Below are 15,872 nucleotides of genomic sequence, written 5' to 3' on the forward strand. Positions count from 1 at the left end.
AAGTCGATCAGTCCTAATCATGTGTAGCTCTTGTTATGTCAAAAGAAACCAATTCGAAAATGAGAGAATCATGCAAAAAGCTAGAACCAAGCTGGTTGATAAGCAATAAGCTGATGGTCGATCAGTCAAAGTCAGAGACATCAGGACTGACTTTGATTGAATGTTTAGTGGCAATTGCTGTTATTGGTGTAACGACCGCAGCAATTGGGCCGATGATGGTGTTCTCAGTGGCGACTAGAATCCAAAATCAGAGGGCAGAACAGGCACTACAGATTGCCCAGGCAGAAATCGACAAGGCTCGTCTGATTGTAGAGATCGGCGGCAACTACCGAGATGACCTACTAGCGATCCCTCTACCCTCTACAACAACAACAGATGTTGTCCGCAATGTTAGTGCGCCAATCGCCTTTGAATCTACACCTAGCAACGTTACGAGTGTGACCGATGCTCGCCTAGTAGATTTAGACGGAGACGGCGATGATGACTATGCCATTCAGCTATTTCGCACAGAAGGAGTAAGTGCGGGAAGTACACCCGTGTTTTTTGATATTGGGGCTAGGGTCTATGATGCGAGACGTTCTGATCCTGACGTTAGAGCGCTCTCTACAGCTACTGCTGGATTGACCTTTACTAGTGGGGAGGGCCAAGCTGGAACCCGTCCTTTGGCTGTGATATATAGCCAGATCAGTCAAGGCGATAGACAAGCTTCTCTGTGTCAGCAGTGGGAATTTTTGAGTACTACTGGCTCAGCACCCTCTAGCATGGTATGCCCTGACTGATATCAATATTGCGAGATGTCACTTTTTTGTTCTAAACGACTATCGTGTATCTGCTCACTATTTCTCATATTTGTAAGACTATGCAACACTACAAACGCATACTTTCCCACTGCCTATTGCGTAGGCAACGCAAACGGTTTTTAGGTTTCACTTTGATGGAACTGCTAATAGCGATGGTGATATCGAGTATCGTCACCTCTGGACTGTTGTATCTTGTTGTAGAGATCATGCAGGTGGACCGGCGTGAGGCATCTCTAGACCAGGTGCAAAGGGATATGCAAAGAGCTATTAACTACATAGGAGATGATTTGCAAGAAGCTTTGTACGTTTATTCTAACCCAACCAGAATAGCGGCTCTAGCAACTTCGTTAGAAAATGATCCTCAGTTTCCAGACGCGGGAGGAGATACTCCAGTATTAGCCTTCTGGCGAGTTGATCCGATTGAAAATAATCTTCCTGACTGCACTAGCTATGCCGCAGGTACTCCTGCGTTACGACAATGTGAGTCTCTAAGAATTCGTCAAGCTTCTTACACTCTGGTGGTGTATGTGCAACGTGTTAATGACGGCAATGCCAACTGGCCAGGTCAGTCGCGCTTGATTCGATACGAGCTTTCAAAATATACAAATACAGCCACCATGGCAGTTAGAAACGGCTACCGTGACCCTGCTGATTTGGAAGATGGAGCCTCCACATTCGAAGACTGGACGCCCGCAACTGGTGAAGTTCCAGCCGGTACATCAGCAGTGCTAGTTGATTTTGTGAATGATCCGGGTGCAACTCTAGACCGCTCACCTTTATCTGACCCGACTGCGGCTTGTAGTACTTATGGCACTGACGCTTCAGGCGATTTTCTATATCAGGTAGTCCCTGATGGCGCTAATATAACAACAAACACTAGTTTCTTTGCATGCGTGCGAAACGCCGATACAGACACTGAAGAACGGGCTAACCAAGACGTTTATGTTTTCTTGAGAGGCAATGCCTTTGATGGACCCTCAGGATCTATCAATATGTCAAGCGAAGAAAGCGCTTTACCCGTTCTAGAAACCAGGGTACTGGTAAGAGGTGTGATCAACAAAAGAATCTGAGCCGAATAGACAAACTGATAACAGTAGTCTGAGCAAGATGTAGTCGCGAGTTGGCAGGTCGAACAGAAAATGAAACATCAATACATGAACAACGCCAACAGTGCGAAGGGCTTTACGCTGATTGAGCTTTTGGTAGTGGTAGTGATAATTGGTATATTGGGCGCGATCGCCGCACCGGGATGGCTAAGTTTCGTACAGCGTCAGCGACTAAACGCGGTTAGCAGCGATATGCTAAACGCCCTACGAACCGCTCAGACGGAAGCGATGACGAAACAGCAGTCTCGATCGGTGATTTTTTCTTCTACTGAGCCATCTCTTATCACTAGGCCGAGCGCTGCGACTACAGGCGGCATTGTCATAGCATTGGGCAACGACGATGTTAGAGACAAAGTAAGTATAAGCGCACCAGCATCAGTCACATTCAATCATGATGGTGTTGTCGATGTAGCGACACCGTTCATCGTTGACGTTACTCACGAGGGTGGTATTGGTAAGCGCTGCGTAATTGTAACTACCTTATTAGGCGGGATGAAATCGGAAGCTAACGATACCTGCGATACCTTTAATTCAGATTTTTAGATTTTGTTCCAGTTAGATTTTGTTCCAGCAAGTCTTTGAAAGCTTTGCTGCTGTGCAAAGAACAAAACATGGATGATAAGAGTCGACAGTCAACCTGAACTAACTTCTTTAGGTTTAAATCAACCGTGCGTCAAAATCAAACTGGCTTTACATTGTTGGAGGTTCTTGTTGTAGTTGCTATTGTTGGCATACTCAGTGCGTTTATAGCCCCTAGCTGGCTGCAATTTCTAGAAGGGAACCGATTAACTGTTGGCAGAGATAAGATACATTCAGCTATCCAACAAACTCAGACGACGGCTCAGCGTAGAGGAGTTACATGGCAGTTTAGTTTGAGAGAGCGAAACGGCTTTGTAGAATGGGCTGTACATCCCAAATCTGTTTCTCCAGCGCTAGCACAATGGGAAGCCCTAGATGCTGCCTCTGTACGCATAGATGCAGAAACGACTTTTGCCCGCTCGGGTGACGTTCATTACGTTCGCTTCAATGAGGAGGGCAATGTAGAATATCGACTAGGACGAGTAACGCTTTCTAGCGAACAAGCCCCTGCTATCAAACGCTGCGTGATTGTATCCACTATTATTGGCGCTACGCGCAAGTCTAAAGAGCAGCCGACACCGCAGGACGGAAAAACATGTTACTAAGGCGGCTTGTTGTCAGTTGCCACTGCCGTTAATGCCGTCGAATAGAAGAAAGAGCCCGCCTAGGAATATGGCGATCGCACAGACAGCCAATATCCAATCGAGTGAAGCTGTACTTTCCATGGTTTCACTTTTTTGTATGAGCTGATTATAGAGCTTTGTGAGCAGAGACGAATCTATCTACGCCTGATAGATCTAGATGTATATTGATGTGATTGTAGTTACCCTGTTGTGAAAGTAGGCTGGCTACTGTTTTCGCTTGGCCCTTCATTAGCTCAATGAGCCAGAGACCGCCAGGCTGTAGGTAGGGAGCGCTGCTGTCGATCAGGTGACGGATGCAGTCTAGCCCGTCTGGTCCACCGTCTAATGCTAAGTGAGGTTCGTGATTAGCGACTTCAGGCTGAAGGGTGGCAATAGTTTGACTAGGAATGTATGGCGGATTAGAGATGATACCAGTGAGCTGTCCCTTGAGATGAGTAAGCGGTGATAGCCAACTGCCCTGGCAGAAGGTAATGCGATCGCCTAGGTTATGCTTTTGGGCATTGTACTGGGCAATTTTGAGCGCTGATTCACTGATATCGACAGCGTGGATCGTGGCCTCTGGAAAGGCACCTGCCAAGCCAAGGGCGATCGCGCCACTACCTGTTCCTAAGTCAGCCCACTCGCCGGTATATTCTTGCCTCGCGATAGGGCTGTCGGCGGTTAACTTAGTTGCAATGTCGATGATCAGCTCAGTCTCTGGGCGTGGAATTAAGACGTCTGGTGTCACTGTAAGCAGGAAGTTTCGCCAGGGCACTTCGCCAGTAAGATACTGGACAGGAACGCTTTGACCTATGCGCTGCTGCCATTTTTCGGTTAGCTCATGAAGCGATATAGTCAGCAGAATATTTGGCTGATCTTGATAGGTGTTTAGCCGTAATGATAGCGGCGTGAGTTGACTGAACCCCTGTAAGAACCAATCGACCTCACTTTGGTCGGCGTTATTTTCTTTGGCAAGCTGAATTGCCCACTGTCGCCATCGATATAAGGCTTGCCCAGATATAGCTACAGGCATCTAAAGGACGTGCAGCAAGCTAGGGATGTCTGTCACTTCAGGGAACTGACGGATTTCGTCGAGCGCCTGTTGAAAGGAACCTTCGGATACTTCGTGGGTGACGACGACGAGTTCGACTAGGCCGTTTTGAATGCCGATTTGAACGATAGATTCCAAGCTGACGTCGTACTGCCCAAAGCAGGTGCCGAGCTTACCGATAACGCCAGGAGTATCTTTTACTAGCAGCCGAACGTAGAGCCGAGTGACCACTTCGGCGCTAGGGACGATATCGAGCGAGTAAGTATGAGAGCAGGTAAGCAGAGGATTAGGGTCGTTTTGCCTGCTGGGGTTTGCAGCGATCGCAATCAGATCGGCGACCACAGCACTAGCAGTTGGACCTTCTCCAGCCCCTGGACCATAGAGCATAATTTGGCCAATCGGCTCGCCCTCGATCAGGACCGCGTTGTTGACGCCATTGACGCTGGCGAGGGGATGATTGATCGGAACTAGCGTCGGATGGACGCGGGCCTGGATCTGACTGGGAAGAGAATTGATTTTATTTTCTTTTGGTATCTGTTCAGGCAGCTTGGCGATCGCTAGCAGCTTGATCACAAACCCTAGCTTTTCTGCGTAGGAGATGTCGGCGGCGCTCACATTACGAATCCCTTCACAGTAGATGTCTTCTCGGCGGATACGGCCACCAAAGGCAAGTGCTGCCAGGATCGAAATTTTATCGGCAGCATCTAGGCCGTCAACATCAGCGGTGGGATCGGCTTCGGCATAACCCAAAGCTTGGGCATCGGTGAGAATTGCTGCAAAGTCACCCCCTTCATTCTGCATGCGAGTGAGAATGTAGTTGGTCGTGCCGTTGATGATCCCCATAACTGCCTGAATGCGGTTCACGCTGAGGGCCTGTTTGAGCGGGGCGATCACCGGAATGCCCCCGCCGACGGCAGCTTCGATCATGACGTAGACGCTCTTCGCGTTAGCGGCTGCGTAAATTTCTTCGCCGTAGCGGGAAATTACGGCTTTGTTCGCACTGACGATATGCTTGCCGTTTTCGATGGCTTTGAGAATGAGAGAACGCGCCGGTTCTAGACCTCCTATCACTTCGACGATAATGTCGATATTAGGGTCAGTGACGATGCTGTCAAGATCGGTTGTGTAAAGGGTGTTAGGAAGATCGACGCTGCGGGGTTTGAGCGATCGCACTCCCACTCGCTCAATCTGTAACCTATTCAACAGCGCATGTCGGCCTTTCGTCTCTAGTAGAATCTTTGCGACCCCTGTACCCACGGTGCCCAGTCCCAATATTCCGACCTTTAGTACCGCCTTAGAATTCAATGCCTTGTAATCTCACGAAATGATCTTCCTAATTGTACAAGGAGGGCCGCTCCCTTTCGAGAACAGCCCTCCTGATTCATTTATTCAGAAACTGTTTGAGTTTGCCTTAGATAGGTCATTTGCCCTAGTAAGTCTCTACATTCCAACGATGGGCTTTTTTAAGCGTACGGCGATACTCAGACCAGTCAACGCCTGCCTTTTCAGCCTCTGCTGCCATAGCCTCGTCAATGCCGTCCTCCATACCTTTTAGGCCACAGATATAGACATAGGTATCGTCATTTTGAACCATCTTCCAAAGACGTTCTGCATTTTCAGCTACCCGGTGCTGAATATACATGCGACCGCCCTCTGAGTTCTTTTGTTCACGGCTGATAGCGTAGGTCAGCTCGAAGTTGTCAGGATACTGAGCCTGAATTTCCTCTAGCTCTTCTTTGTAAAGAATGTTCTCAGTCTTCGGTATTCCAAAGATGAGCCACGCTTTCCCGTTGAACTGATAGTCAGGATTTGCCTCACGCTCTTTGTCTTTGAACATCCGCCATAGATAGGCTCTAAAAGGCGCAATTCCTGTGCCTGTACCCATCATCACGATGTTCGCATTAGGGTCATCAGCCAGCAGCATCTCTTTACCGACCGGACCCGTGATTTTGACCTTTTGACCGACATCTAATCCGCAGAGAAAAGAGGAACAGACACCTTTGACCTGCTCACCAGTTTCAGGATCTTTGTACTCTAGCTGACGTACACACAGCGAGACAGTTTTGTCATCTACATCGTCTCCATGCTGGGTAGAGGCAATAGAATAAAGTCGAATTTTGTGCGGCTTGCCGTTCTCATCTTCGCCATCAGGTATGATGCCGATGCTTTGTCCTTCTAGATAGTGCAGATCTCCTTCTGAGAGGTCGAACTTGAGGTGTTTGACTGTGCCGATGCCGCCTTCTGCGACAAGTTCATCGTTAGAAAGACATTCGCCTAGATAGGGCGCTTTTGGGCGATAGATGTTAACGGGAACTTTCTTCTTTTCTTTGGCTTGAGTCATTGATTTTTTCTTAGAGTCTGGGGAGGTTGCAGATTGCTTAGCTGGTTCGCTGCCATTCCTAGATACGTCGTTATTAGACGAACTAGACGCAGATCCACTTGCTGCTTCACTAACGGGTCGAATGCTGACAATAGTGCCCCCTAGTTTCATGATGCGCTTGGTTTCTTGCTGCATGCGACCGTAGGGCACCACGATAGAAATAGTCCCACTACGACGAATTGGGGCATTTATACCAGCGGCCTGACCACTTTGGCCTAGACCTTCCACTTCGTAAACATAAAGTCGGCTGTCTGCGCTGGTAACAGTGCTGCTAGAGTTATACATCCTTGATGATCGCCTCGGGTTGCTTCATATAGCTATATAAAACATAGACTATCATTGCAGGCTGATGGATTTCATCTGCTGCTAAATATCTGTCAGGCGATTAAGTGCCGGAATGGCCTCACTCTGCAGCAAATTGTAGTGTGCTTGCTTAGATCTGAGGTCATCGTTTGCTGAGTTTTCAAAGAGTAAGAACAATGCTCTTGGTGAAAACGGTAGTTCAGTGTACTAGCTGAGTAGATGGTCTAAGCGGATGGTGCGGCTGACGGGCTGTGACTGAAGCAATTGGGCGATAGCCTTTGGCGATGACCTTCAAAGTAGCTGAAAGTAGCTGCTAGAAGAATGGGCCAACGTCAGTGGGGATCGCTCCTTTGAGATTGCTTGTTGTGACGGCGTGGTGTCTGATAATATTCAATATACGTAATCAAAAGTTTCAAATCATTAAAAAGTGTGATTTGTCTAGGTTCATGCTTGAGCTGGCGATAGGTGGGTTGCAGTTGCCGTTAGAACTAGGAGAACCTTTTCTTTTTGGGCAATCGTAACTGGCTTTTTATTGCCATGCAAAAGATTGTCTGTCTTTGATTCTTTAAAAATGATTTTGTTGTAGAGGACCCTATGACCAGTAAAGACGGCCAGGTAGTTTTAATCGGTGTTGCCGGAGACTCAGGATGCGGCAAATCGACTTTTTTACGTCGGTTGGCGGACCTCTTTGGTGAAGAGTTTATAACAGTCATTTGTTTGGATGACTACCACAGTTTGGATCGTAAGCAGCGTAAGGAAAAGAAGGTTACGGCGCTAAACCCGAAGGCGAATAATTTTGATCTTATGTACGAACAGATCAAGGCGCTGAAAGCGGGTAATGCAATCGATAAGCCGATTTACAACCATGAGACGGGCGAACTCGATCCGCCAGAGAAGGTGGAGCCTAACAAGATTATTGTGATCGAAGGTTTGCACCCTTTGTATGACGAGCGGGTGCGTAAGCTTTTGGACTTTAGTGTTTACCTTGATATCAGTGACGAGGTAAAGATTAACTGGAAGATTCAGCGCGATATGGCTGAGCGCGGTCATACGTATGAAGATGTGCTGGCGGCAATCAATGCGCGTAAGCCTGATTTTGAAGCTTATATTGACGTGCAAAAGCAGTACGCTGATGTCGTGATTCAAATTCTGCCGACGAACCTGATTCCCGATGATAAGGAAAACAAAATCTTACGGGTTCGCCTGATTCAGCGCGAGGGTATTGAGGGCTTTGAGCCGGTTTATCTGTTTGATGAGGGATCGACAATCAATTGGATTCCTTGTGGACGTAAGTTGACCTGTTCTTATCCGGGACTACGGATGCAGTATGGCCCTGATAGCTACTTTGGCAATGAGGTTTCTGTATTGGAGCTCGATGGTGAGTTTGATCGCTTAGAGGAAGTGATCTATGTGGAGAGTCACTTGAGTAATACTTCGACTAATCACTATGGCGAGATGACTGAGCTATTGCTGAACCACCGTGATTATCCAGGCTCTAACAACGGCAGCGGTTTATTTCAGGTGCTGGTTGGGCTGAAGATGAGAGCGACGTATGAGAAGCTGATGGCGGCTGAGAAGGTACCTGCGAGTTCGGTTGCATAGAGGTTGCCTGGAAATAGGTCAACAGGGCTATGGAGCTGCTGCTCAAAGAGCGAACTAGTGCCCTAGACTGCAGCGATAGTGTGGGAGGTAGCCAGAAAAGACTGCCTCCTTAATTTTTGAGCTGATACTTTTGAGGGGGCGGTGGGCGATCGCGGCTGCATGTGCCTAATACCGAAAGCGTTGTAGAGTAATGACTAAATAAACGCCCTTTGTGCGTTATTAAATCAGTTTTCTTTGGCACGCTATTAATGTAGCCAAGGACGGATATCTTTTCCTAAGCTGGCCAAAGCTATTGCTTCTTAGTTTATTCTGGCGTCGATTATGTCTTCAAGTTTTCCGCTCACTAGTATTCTAATTGTTGAGGATAGCCAGGGCCGACGTGAGATCTGTCTGGATAGCTCGGTTTATTCGATTGGGCGAGACCCAAAGTGCGATATCCGATTAGCCTCGCAGTTTGTATCAAGGCACCACGCCACCCTGGTACAGCTACCCAAGGATGAGAAGAAGGTGCTCTATCGAATTGTAGATGGCAATTTGAAGGGCAAGCCGAGTGCGAATGGCCTGCTAATCAATGGCCGGAAAGTGCAGTCGCATGATTTGGTGAATGAAGATGAGATTGTGTTTGGGCCACAGGCGAGAGCGATTTTTTATCAGCTAGCTAGAGATACTTTTTCTGGGGTTGCCCCAGACGAGTTTGATATCACTTTGATTAGCCCCAACATGGTGGACGAAGACGAGGGCTAGACGATGCAGACTGGCCAGGGCTCTGATCAGCCTCCAGTTCAAAAGATCAGGCTAGGTGATGAAGCAGCGCTAGTTGAGCTGAAGCAGTGCTTTCAGCAGCTTCGCCGAGAGAGAAATCTGGTTGACCGTCAATACAGAATTTTGCAAGAAGCTGAACGGCGAGAAATTCCGCTCGATCAGTTTGAAATGATGTTTGCCCAATATTGCGATCACCACGCTTTAACTAGGCGATCGGGCAGTTTCCTGAGAAAGGCTGCGGATGTAATAGGCCAGCTGAGCATCTTGTTTGGACTCTTTCTGTTTATAGCAGAGTCAGGCAGCCGCAAGCAGCAGGCCAACGAGCAAGCCTGGGGCGTTGTGATCGCGGCGCAGCGCGCACAGATAGCTAATCAGTCTAACGAGCCGGCCAACGAGCTAGGTAACGACTCTCATCTGGGTCGAATTTCGGCACTAGAGTCGCTGAATGAGGGCTGTAGAAAGGAGCGTGAGCTAGCTCAGCAGATGTGGTTGGTGAACCTATTGCCCTGGGAATGGCCACTTTGGCGACCTAAATGTGCAACGCTTCGAGGGATTTTACTCACGAAAGTGCATTTGCCTAGAATCCAGCTGCCCTATGCGACGCTACGTAATGCCAACTTTACGAGAGCTGGACTATGGTCTGCCAACTTTAAAGGGGCTGATCTATCGGACGCGGTTCTAGAAAGAGCGTGGCTGAACGATGCTGAGCTATCAGAGGCAAATCTGACTGGCGTCAACCTCAGAGGCGCTGATCTATCAAAGAGTGAGCTAGAGGGAGCAATCCTACTTGGAACTGACTTTTCAGATTTTCCAGGAACGGTAGAAGAGATTTCGCCTCAAAAAACTAAACTGACGCCAGCACAGTTAGAGGGCGCTTTGGTCTGTGGCGTATTGCTTCCTAAGTTTGACGAAGTGGCCGGAAACGAACTAGATCCACAGCGAGATTGTTCAACAATAGAGAGCACACTGCATGAGCGATATCCAAACGAATTTGAGAATGAGGCAGCGGCTAAAGCGTTTGTAGATAGCCTGCTGGCAGCGGCGGAGAATTAAACTCTTCAGGGGTCAGAGCTAATTTTGGAACTAGCTGGAAACAAGTAGAGTAGTCCTGATATCCAGGTGAGCGCAACCGCTGCCCAGAAAAGGAAAAGAGCGGCGTTTTGCCAGAGAGTGCCTAGGGGAGCTAAGAGCAGGGCGATCGCAGCAATCTGTACAACCGTCTTTGCCTTTCCCCAGATGCCAGCACCAGGAACGTTGTCTTTTTGGAAGGCTGGGTTGACTCGCCACCCAGAAATAGTGAGCTCTCTCGCCAAGATAAGAAAGACGCCCCAAGCAGGAATCTCATTCAGGCCGACCAAAGCCATCAGGGGTGCCATCACTAGCAGCTTGTCAACTAGCGGATCGAGGAATTTGCCCAGATCGGTGACCTGATTGAGCCTGCGGGCAAGGTAGCCATCGAGCCAATCTGTACCGGCAAAGATTACAAAAACGACAACGCTAATCCACCGCCGTAAGTCTGTGGGATCTAAGAGCGCTACTAAGACGATAGGAGCACCGAGAAGTCGGGAAACGGTAATCCAGGTGGGTAGATTCATTCAATGCCTTAAACGCTCACCTCTTGAGCACTCACTTCCGAAATTGCCTGATTTACTTGGGTGAAGATAGCGTGGCAATGATTCTGCTGGCGCAGGGGTAGCTCCTCATTTTTGACGATCAGGTCAATCTTGGCACCTTGAGGTTCAACGGCAGGCGGATTAAGCAGAATTTCGACGGTTGCCAACTGCGCCAAAGAAACTCGTCCCGGTTTTTCTTTGGCGACGATGTAGACGGGATCTTGATAAACCAAATCAAGGTCGCAGGCTTTTAATGCCGTAACCAGCCCTTGATGGACTTCTTCTTTGGGAGCGCCAGTCATGAATAGATTGGTGTAGCGAGCCATAGTGGTGAAGTTTAAAAATTGAATGATAGCGCGGCTACAACTGCCGTGCCTGTTATCCTATCGAAGACCAATGACAGAATACCGCTGTTTTTAGGAATTAGGAAATAGGCACCCCTAAATTGTGGTATAAATCAACGCCATCGACGCTGCGGAGATTGCGGAGACGGTGGCTAGGAGATAGGTGAATGCGTGGAAAACTGATCGTTTTTGAGGGCGGAGAAGGTTGTGGTAAAACGACTCAGCTTCAGCGATTATACGGTTGGCTAGTTCAAAGCGAAAGTTGGCAGTGTTTGCTGTCAAAAAATCAAGTTGCAGGCGTGAAGATGACCCGCGAGCCGGGAGGCACATTGCTAGGAAAGCAACTGCGTCAGCTTCTGTTAAACGAATCAGCCAATGAACTGGCCGATAAACTGACGGATGAACTGAGTCCGCCAGCAGAAACACCGACCCCGATTGCCAGCAGAGCTGAACTGCTGCTATATGCGGCGGATCGGGCTCAACACGTGGAAGAAACTTTGTTGCCCTGGCTAGAGACAGGCTACTGGGTGCTGTGCGATCGCTACACGGATTCAACGGTGGCGTATCAGGGCTATGGTCGTCAGCTAGATCTGTCACTGATTACGACGCTAAATCAGATTGCAACCAAAGGTCTTAGCAGCGATCTGACGCTGTGGCTGAACGTTCCGCCAAAGGTCGGGCTCGCCAGGATGCGATCGCGTGGTCAGGCAGATCGCATTGAGCAAGCGAGTATGGCCTTTCATCAGCGCGTGAGTGAGGGATTTGCCGCCTTAGCAAAAGAGAGTGCAATGACGGTAAGCGTGGCCGGCGATCGCCCTATTGAGGAGGTCGCTATGAGTATTCAGCAAGTCTTGCAGGTGCGTTTGAGACAGTGGTACCCAGAATGGTTGAGTGCTCTGTAGAGATGAGTAAAGAGATGAGTGAAAGATGCGTAAGGTAGAGGTGGAAGAGGCAAATAGCGGCGTTGCTCCTTTTGCGAATTTGGTCGGTCAAGAGCAGGCGGTGACTTTGCTGCGCCGGGTGGCGCAACTGCAGCGAGTTGCGCCGGGCTATTTGTTTGTGGGCCCGGCTGGAACTGGAAAGTCTTTAGCAGCGGTAGGATTCGCCCAACTGCTGCTGCGATCTAGGCAGGAACTGGTTGCATCGGATGAAGCGGTTTTGGCGAGAAGAATACGCGATCGCAATCACCCAGACCTGCTGTGGATAGAACCAACCTATTTACATCAAGGTAAGCTCTTGACGGCGGCTGAGGCGAGCGAAGCTGGACTAAAGCGTAAGAGCCCGCCTCGCATCCGTCTGCCTCAGATTAGGGAAATTGCTCGATTTTTGAGTCGGCCTGCCCTGGAATCAGATCGGGCCGTGGTGGTAATTGAGCAGGGAGAGAAAATGGCTGAAAGTGCGGCCAACGCCCTTTTGAAAACGCTAGAGGAACCGGGGCAGGCGACGCTGATTCTGATGACTCCCAATCAGCAAGCGCTGCTACCGACGCTGATTTCTCGCTGTCAGGCAATTCCTTTTCGGCGGTTGAACGCTCAGCAGATGGCGCAGGTATTGACCCATGTGGGATATGAAGAGATTGTGCAGTCGATGGAGCTAATGGCGATCGCACAGGGGTCTCCAGGACGGGCAATCGATAGCTGGCAGCAGATGCAAGCTTTACCCACTGAGCTGTTAGCAAGCTTAGAAACGCCGCCCACTCGCCTCCCAACTGCGCTGGAGATTGCGAGAGATATTAATCAGGCTCTAGATACAGAAGCGCAGCTTTGGCTATTGGACTATCTACAGCACCGCTATTGGCAGTGTGGGCTCAGCCAGGCAGAAGATCTAGCAGCTTTGGAGAAAGCGAGAGAATATCTGCTGGCGTACGTGCAGCCGAGGTTGGTGTGGGAAGTAACGCTGTCGGCGCTAGCGAAGAATAGACGACTCAGCTTGTGAGCAAACAGCTATTGGCTGAACTCTGGTATAGCAAAGTCACAGCGAAAAGAGACGAACGGCTTCAACAATCAAAATAACAGCCCACACCATAATGCTGATTCCAACCGCTGCCGCTGCAATATCTTTCGTGATGCGAATACGGTCGTTTTGCTGGGGCTCTACAAAATCGCAGAGCACTTCAATAGCGCTATTAAATAATTCAGCGGTTAGAACTAGTCCCATGGCCAACAATATGAGGCTGACATCTACCCATCGTCTAAAGAGAAAAGCCCAGCCTAGAATGGGTGCTGATAAGATCACCTTGTAGGCAACGCTAAAATCAGTAACTACAGCAACATAGAGTCCTGAAAAGATAACATTCAGCTTACGGAGCGGCTGATAGTTGGGGGTGCGGAACTGTCTAGGCATAGAGTAAGCATTCTATATAGAAAATAGAGTCCAATGATATTTTTATTTTATGCAAGTATTCTATAGCGCTGATAGGCTGCTATCCGTCGGCAGTATCCGAAGGGCTAAAGGACAGAAGGCGCGGATAAGGCAACAGAGAAGGTCAAGACTCCCCATGTAGCCATCCCCGCAGCAAGCCCTGCTCCAAGAATGAAGGGGGCGAGCCAAGCTGCCGTTTTAGTCGAGAATGGATGAATTTGCGAGAGGCCGTTTTGGATAGTCATCACAGCATGAGAACAGGCCCAAAGCGCGGCTGCAAGCAGTCCAACGTGTGCCAACCAAGGACCGCGCTCACTTGCGATCATTGTCGCCAGGTCTGGCAGAACGGCGCTGATAATAGCCAGCAAGCTTAGGGGAAGCACAGCCGTACCCAGGATAAAAATATCAGCCGCCCACAGCCCTCTTATCTGTAGCCAGACTTTCGCCAGTGAGATCGCTAGTACCATGGCCACAAAAGTGAGTCCGCCAGTAACCCACAGCCATGAAGCAACTAACCAGCTACTACTCATGAGCTGCTGACTAGTTCCGAAGACAAAGCAAAGGTTGGCAAGAATGGCCAAACTGTAGCCCGCTAAGCTGGTTTGACGTGGGCTAAGCTTTTCGTAGAGTGAGACCATTTCTCCAGCCGGGTTGCTAAGAAGCTTGAAAAGGTCAGCGCCGCCCGATGCGGTGAGGCGACGCTGTCGGCTCATTTTTACGGGTGCTGTTCTACGGGACGGGTGCTGTTCGGTTTGGCGGTTGGTTTGACCTGTAGCAAGAACCCCTCTAATCCATCGCGCAAGTCGCGATCGCCTGGCGCGATGAGACGATTTTGAGAACTGCTCTTTGATTACCTGCTGTAGATGGTGATAGCTCGCCAAATCTCCCTGGTTGCGATAAAGCTGCGCTGAGCGTCTGATATCTCTAAGCGCGTCGGTATAGTCATGCAGCTCCTGGTAGGCAATACCGCGCTGGTAGTAGTATCGAGCGTCGCCATCATCTAACCTGATAGCCTCGGAGAAAGCAGCGATCGCACTTTCTACATACCCCAGTCGATAGCGGGCCATCCCTTGATAATAGGAGACCTGGCTATCTACCACACGGCTCGTGCCGTAGAGCGAGACGGCCCTTTGGCAGTCAACTAGCACGCCAGAATCATCTCCTAGGACGTAGCGAACTTCAGCGCGGCGCAAATAAGCCTCTACAAACTGATCATTGAGTGCGATCGCCTGAGTATAGTCGGCGATCGCATCCTCGTAGCGGTGAGCGATGGCGGCGCGAATGCCTCGAAGATAGAACTCATCAGGTGACTGGGGGCTGGCGGGCTTTTTGTTGCCCGATACACCGCTGCTGTAGGCTTGTCGTCTGTCGTCTTTTCTATCGGTCTGCCGCCAGCTCTGATCGTAATGCTGCCTTTGGATACGGTCTTTGAGAACTTCGTAAGCCTGTTGAAGGGCGTGGAATTTGGCGGTGATTCCAGGCTGGTTAGGATGGAGGTCAGGGTGATACTGCCGGGCTAACCGTCGAAAGGCTGTTTTGATCTCTTGATAGCTGGCATCTCTTGAGACATGGAGACGACGGTAATAGTCATCAGGAGGAGCCATAGTCAAAATAACAGAATGTAAGAGAGCAATTCGGACGATAGATAAAAGAAGTCAGTAGTGCGAAGTGGCGCAGGCTGCTTTATCCTAGCAAGCTGCCTTATCCTAGCAAGCTACAGAGTAGCTGTTCGTACAGATGGATACTCTTTTCTACCTAGATATTCTACTCTTCTACCTAGAAAATCTAGACTTCTTCCTATCATTCCCGGCTTCTTAATGCGCTCCGTACTATAAATAAAGATTCTGTTCAGCTAGCTTCAGCTATGTTAATCAGCTATTTTTCGCTGTTAACACAGACAGCTGGAACTACTGATGTACTCTTTATGTAAGATACTGCCATGATTCTAGAAGTTGCCATTCTAGACGTGAAGCCTGATCAAGTTGCTGCATTTGAATCTGACTTTTCCAAAGCTCAGGAGCTGATTGTAGCCATGCCTGGTTACTTAGGGCATGAGCTGAATCGGTGTTTAGAGAAGCGCGATCGCTACATTCTACTAGTCCGATGGGTGACGCTAGCCGACCATACAGAAGGCTTTCGCGGTTCTGCTGAATATCAACAATGGAGCGCACTATTGCATCATTACTACGATCCTTTTCCAACTGTGGAACATTACGAGGAAGTTGTTCTTCCCGCTTCTTGAATGGGCGCAGTTAGGAGGACATCAAAAAAAAGACAGCCCGAGGCAGTACGGGATTTTCTAGGATGGCGACGCCAATGACTCTTTATAATGGCTTTGGCAAAGGTTT

The 15,872-nt window shown here is 49.1% G+C and carries 17 protein-coding genes; 10 read left to right on the forward strand and 7 right to left on the reverse strand.

Going from position 1 to position 15,872, the window contains the following annotated elements:
* The first annotated feature begins 113 nt into the window (after positions 1–113).
* The 4 genes from IQ256_RS00110 to IQ256_RS00125 all read left to right on the forward strand — a co-directional run bounded on the left by IQ256_RS00110 (position 114) and on the right by IQ256_RS00125 (position 3,090).
* Positions 114–779: a type II secretion system protein gene (locus IQ256_RS00110; RefSeq protein WP_193853113.1), complete on the forward strand. Its 666-nt coding sequence runs from the start codon at positions 114–116 to the stop codon at positions 777–779.
* Positions 780–859: 80 nt separating this feature from the next.
* The gene (locus IQ256_RS00115) at positions 860–1,870 is read left to right on the forward strand and encodes a PilW family protein (protein ID WP_228024424.1); all 1,011 of its coding nucleotides are present in this window, start codon (positions 860–862) and stop codon (positions 1,868–1,870) included.
* 69 nt (positions 1,871–1,939) lie between these two features.
* Positions 1,940–2,449, forward strand: a complete 510-nt coding sequence (locus IQ256_RS00120; RefSeq protein ID WP_193853115.1) for a GspH/FimT family pseudopilin — start codon at positions 1,940–1,942, stop codon at positions 2,447–2,449.
* A 125-nt stretch (positions 2,450–2,574) separates the two neighbouring features.
* Positions 2,575–3,090 (forward strand): GspH/FimT family pseudopilin, encoded by a 516-nt coding sequence (locus IQ256_RS00125; protein WP_193853116.1) that lies wholly within the window; start codon positions 2,575–2,577, stop codon positions 3,088–3,090.
* 145 nt (positions 3,091–3,235) lie between these two features.
* Here IQ256_RS00125 and prmC read toward each other — a convergent pair whose 3' ends face one another.
* From prmC to petH, 3 genes are all read right to left on the reverse strand, one after another.
* Positions 3,236–4,141: a peptide chain release factor N(5)-glutamine methyltransferase gene (gene prmC / locus IQ256_RS00130; RefSeq protein WP_193853117.1), complete on the reverse strand. Its 906-nt coding sequence runs from the start codon at positions 4,139–4,141 to the stop codon at positions 3,236–3,238.
* Positions 4,142–5,464: a homoserine dehydrogenase gene (locus IQ256_RS00135; protein ID WP_193853118.1), complete on the reverse strand. Its 1,323-nt coding sequence runs from the start codon at positions 5,462–5,464 to the stop codon at positions 4,142–4,144.
* A gap of 124 nt (positions 5,465–5,588) precedes the next feature.
* Positions 5,589–6,824, reverse strand: coding sequence for a ferredoxin--NADP reductase (gene petH, locus IQ256_RS00140; RefSeq protein ID WP_193853119.1), 1,236 nt, complete (start codon positions 6,822–6,824; stop codon positions 5,589–5,591).
* Between the two features lie 612 nt (positions 6,825–7,436).
* On the opposite strand from petH, the gene IQ256_RS00145 reads away from it, so the two are divergent.
* From IQ256_RS00145 to IQ256_RS00155, 3 genes are all read left to right on the forward strand, one after another.
* Positions 7,437–8,444: a phosphoribulokinase gene (locus IQ256_RS00145; RefSeq protein ID WP_193853120.1), complete on the forward strand. Its 1,008-nt coding sequence runs from the start codon at positions 7,437–7,439 to the stop codon at positions 8,442–8,444.
* Positions 8,445–8,765: 321 nt separating this feature from the next.
* A complete protein-coding gene (locus tag IQ256_RS00150; protein ID WP_193853121.1) occupies positions 8,766–9,188 on the forward strand; it encodes an FHA domain-containing protein in 423 nt (140 codons plus the stop codon).
* Between the two features lie 3 nt (positions 9,189–9,191).
* Entirely contained in the window at positions 9,192–10,259 is a 1,068-nt protein-coding gene (locus IQ256_RS00155) for a pentapeptide repeat-containing protein (protein WP_193853122.1), read from the forward strand.
* Positions 10,260–10,264: 5 nt separating this feature from the next.
* Here the strand turns inward: IQ256_RS00155 and pgsA are convergent, their stop codons facing one another.
* Both pgsA and IQ256_RS00165 read right to left on the reverse strand, forming a co-directional pair.
* Positions 10,265–10,801, reverse strand: coding sequence for a CDP-diacylglycerol--glycerol-3-phosphate 3-phosphatidyltransferase (pgsA, locus tag IQ256_RS00160; protein WP_193853123.1), 537 nt, complete (start codon positions 10,799–10,801; stop codon positions 10,265–10,267).
* An 8-nt stretch (positions 10,802–10,809) separates the two neighbouring features.
* Positions 10,810–11,145, reverse strand: coding sequence for a hypothetical protein (locus IQ256_RS00165; RefSeq protein ID WP_228024425.1), 336 nt, complete (start codon positions 11,143–11,145; stop codon positions 10,810–10,812).
* A 185-nt stretch (positions 11,146–11,330) separates the two neighbouring features.
* On the opposite strand from IQ256_RS00165, the gene tmk reads away from it, so the two are divergent.
* Together tmk and IQ256_RS00175 are read left to right on the forward strand one after the other, a co-directional pair.
* The gene (gene tmk / locus IQ256_RS00170; protein WP_193853124.1) at positions 11,331–12,065 is read left to right on the forward strand and encodes a dTMP kinase; all 735 of its coding nucleotides are present in this window, start codon (positions 11,331–11,333) and stop codon (positions 12,063–12,065) included.
* Between the two features lie 25 nt (positions 12,066–12,090).
* A complete protein-coding gene (locus IQ256_RS00175; protein ID WP_193853125.1) occupies positions 12,091–13,098 on the forward strand; it encodes a DNA polymerase III subunit delta' in 1,008 nt (335 codons plus the stop codon).
* A gap of 36 nt (positions 13,099–13,134) precedes the next feature.
* Here IQ256_RS00175 and IQ256_RS00180 read toward each other — a convergent pair whose 3' ends face one another.
* Both IQ256_RS00180 and IQ256_RS00185 read right to left on the reverse strand, forming a co-directional pair.
* Positions 13,135–13,506, reverse strand: a complete 372-nt coding sequence (locus IQ256_RS00180) for a diacylglycerol kinase (RefSeq protein ID WP_193853126.1) — start codon at positions 13,504–13,506, stop codon at positions 13,135–13,137.
* A gap of 104 nt (positions 13,507–13,610) precedes the next feature.
* The gene (locus IQ256_RS00185; RefSeq protein ID WP_193853127.1) at positions 13,611–15,128 is read right to left on the reverse strand and encodes a DnaJ domain-containing protein; all 1,518 of its coding nucleotides are present in this window, start codon (positions 15,126–15,128) and stop codon (positions 13,611–13,613) included.
* Between the two features lie 335 nt (positions 15,129–15,463).
* Here IQ256_RS00185 and IQ256_RS00190 point away from each other — a divergent pair, with 335 nt between their 5' ends.
* Positions 15,464–15,766 (forward strand): antibiotic biosynthesis monooxygenase, encoded by a 303-nt coding sequence (locus tag IQ256_RS00190; RefSeq protein WP_193853128.1) that lies wholly within the window; start codon positions 15,464–15,466, stop codon positions 15,764–15,766.
* The last annotated feature ends 106 nt before the right edge of the window (positions 15,767–15,872 follow it).

Origin of the sequence: cf. Phormidesmis sp. LEGE 11477, assembly GCF_015207105.1 — a bacterium.
Classification (GTDB): domain Bacteria; phylum Cyanobacteriota; class Cyanobacteriia; order Phormidesmidales; family Phormidesmidaceae; genus Phormidesmis.

What these genes read in the sequence shown, in the direction of transcription:
- IQ256_RS00110 (WP_193853113.1), top strand. Translation starts at nt 114, where the DNA reads ATGGTCGATCAGTCAAAGTCAGAGACATCAGGACTGACTTTGATTGAA.
- IQ256_RS00115 (WP_228024424.1), top strand. Translation starts at nt 860, where the DNA reads ATGCAACACTACAAACGCATACTTTCCCACTGCCTATTGCGTAGGCAA.
- IQ256_RS00120 (WP_193853115.1), top strand. Translation starts at nt 1,940, where the DNA reads ATGAAACATCAATACATGAACAACGCCAACAGTGCGAAGGGCTTTACG.
- prmC (WP_193853117.1), bottom strand. Translation starts at nt 4,141, where the DNA reads ATGCCTGTAGCTATATCTGGGCAAGCCTTATATCGATGGCGACAGTGG.
- petH (WP_193853119.1), bottom strand. Translation starts at nt 6,824, where the DNA reads ATGTATAACTCTAGCAGCACTGTTACCAGCGCAGACAGCCGACTTTAT.
- IQ256_RS00145 (WP_193853120.1), top strand. Translation starts at nt 7,437, where the DNA reads ATGACCAGTAAAGACGGCCAGGTAGTTTTAATCGGTGTTGCCGGAGAC.
- IQ256_RS00150 (WP_193853121.1), top strand. Translation starts at nt 8,766, where the DNA reads ATGTCTTCAAGTTTTCCGCTCACTAGTATTCTAATTGTTGAGGATAGC.
- IQ256_RS00155 (WP_193853122.1), top strand. Translation starts at nt 9,192, where the DNA reads ATGCAGACTGGCCAGGGCTCTGATCAGCCTCCAGTTCAAAAGATCAGG.
- pgsA (WP_193853123.1), bottom strand. Translation starts at nt 10,801, where the DNA reads ATGAATCTACCCACCTGGATTACCGTTTCCCGACTTCTCGGTGCTCCT.
- IQ256_RS00165 (WP_228024425.1), bottom strand. Translation starts at nt 11,145, where the DNA reads ATGGCTCGCTACACCAATCTATTCATGACTGGCGCTCCCAAAGAAGAA.
- tmk (WP_193853124.1), top strand. Translation starts at nt 11,331, where the DNA reads ATGCGTGGAAAACTGATCGTTTTTGAGGGCGGAGAAGGTTGTGGTAAA.
- IQ256_RS00175 (WP_193853125.1), top strand. Translation starts at nt 12,091, where the DNA reads ATGCGTAAGGTAGAGGTGGAAGAGGCAAATAGCGGCGTTGCTCCTTTT.
- IQ256_RS00180 (WP_193853126.1), bottom strand. Translation starts at nt 13,506, where the DNA reads ATGCCTAGACAGTTCCGCACCCCCAACTATCAGCCGCTCCGTAAGCTG.
- IQ256_RS00185 (WP_193853127.1), bottom strand. Translation starts at nt 15,128, where the DNA reads ATGGCTCCTCCTGATGACTATTACCGTCGTCTCCATGTCTCAAGAGAT.
- IQ256_RS00190 (WP_193853128.1), top strand. Translation starts at nt 15,464, where the DNA reads ATGATTCTAGAAGTTGCCATTCTAGACGTGAAGCCTGATCAAGTTGCT.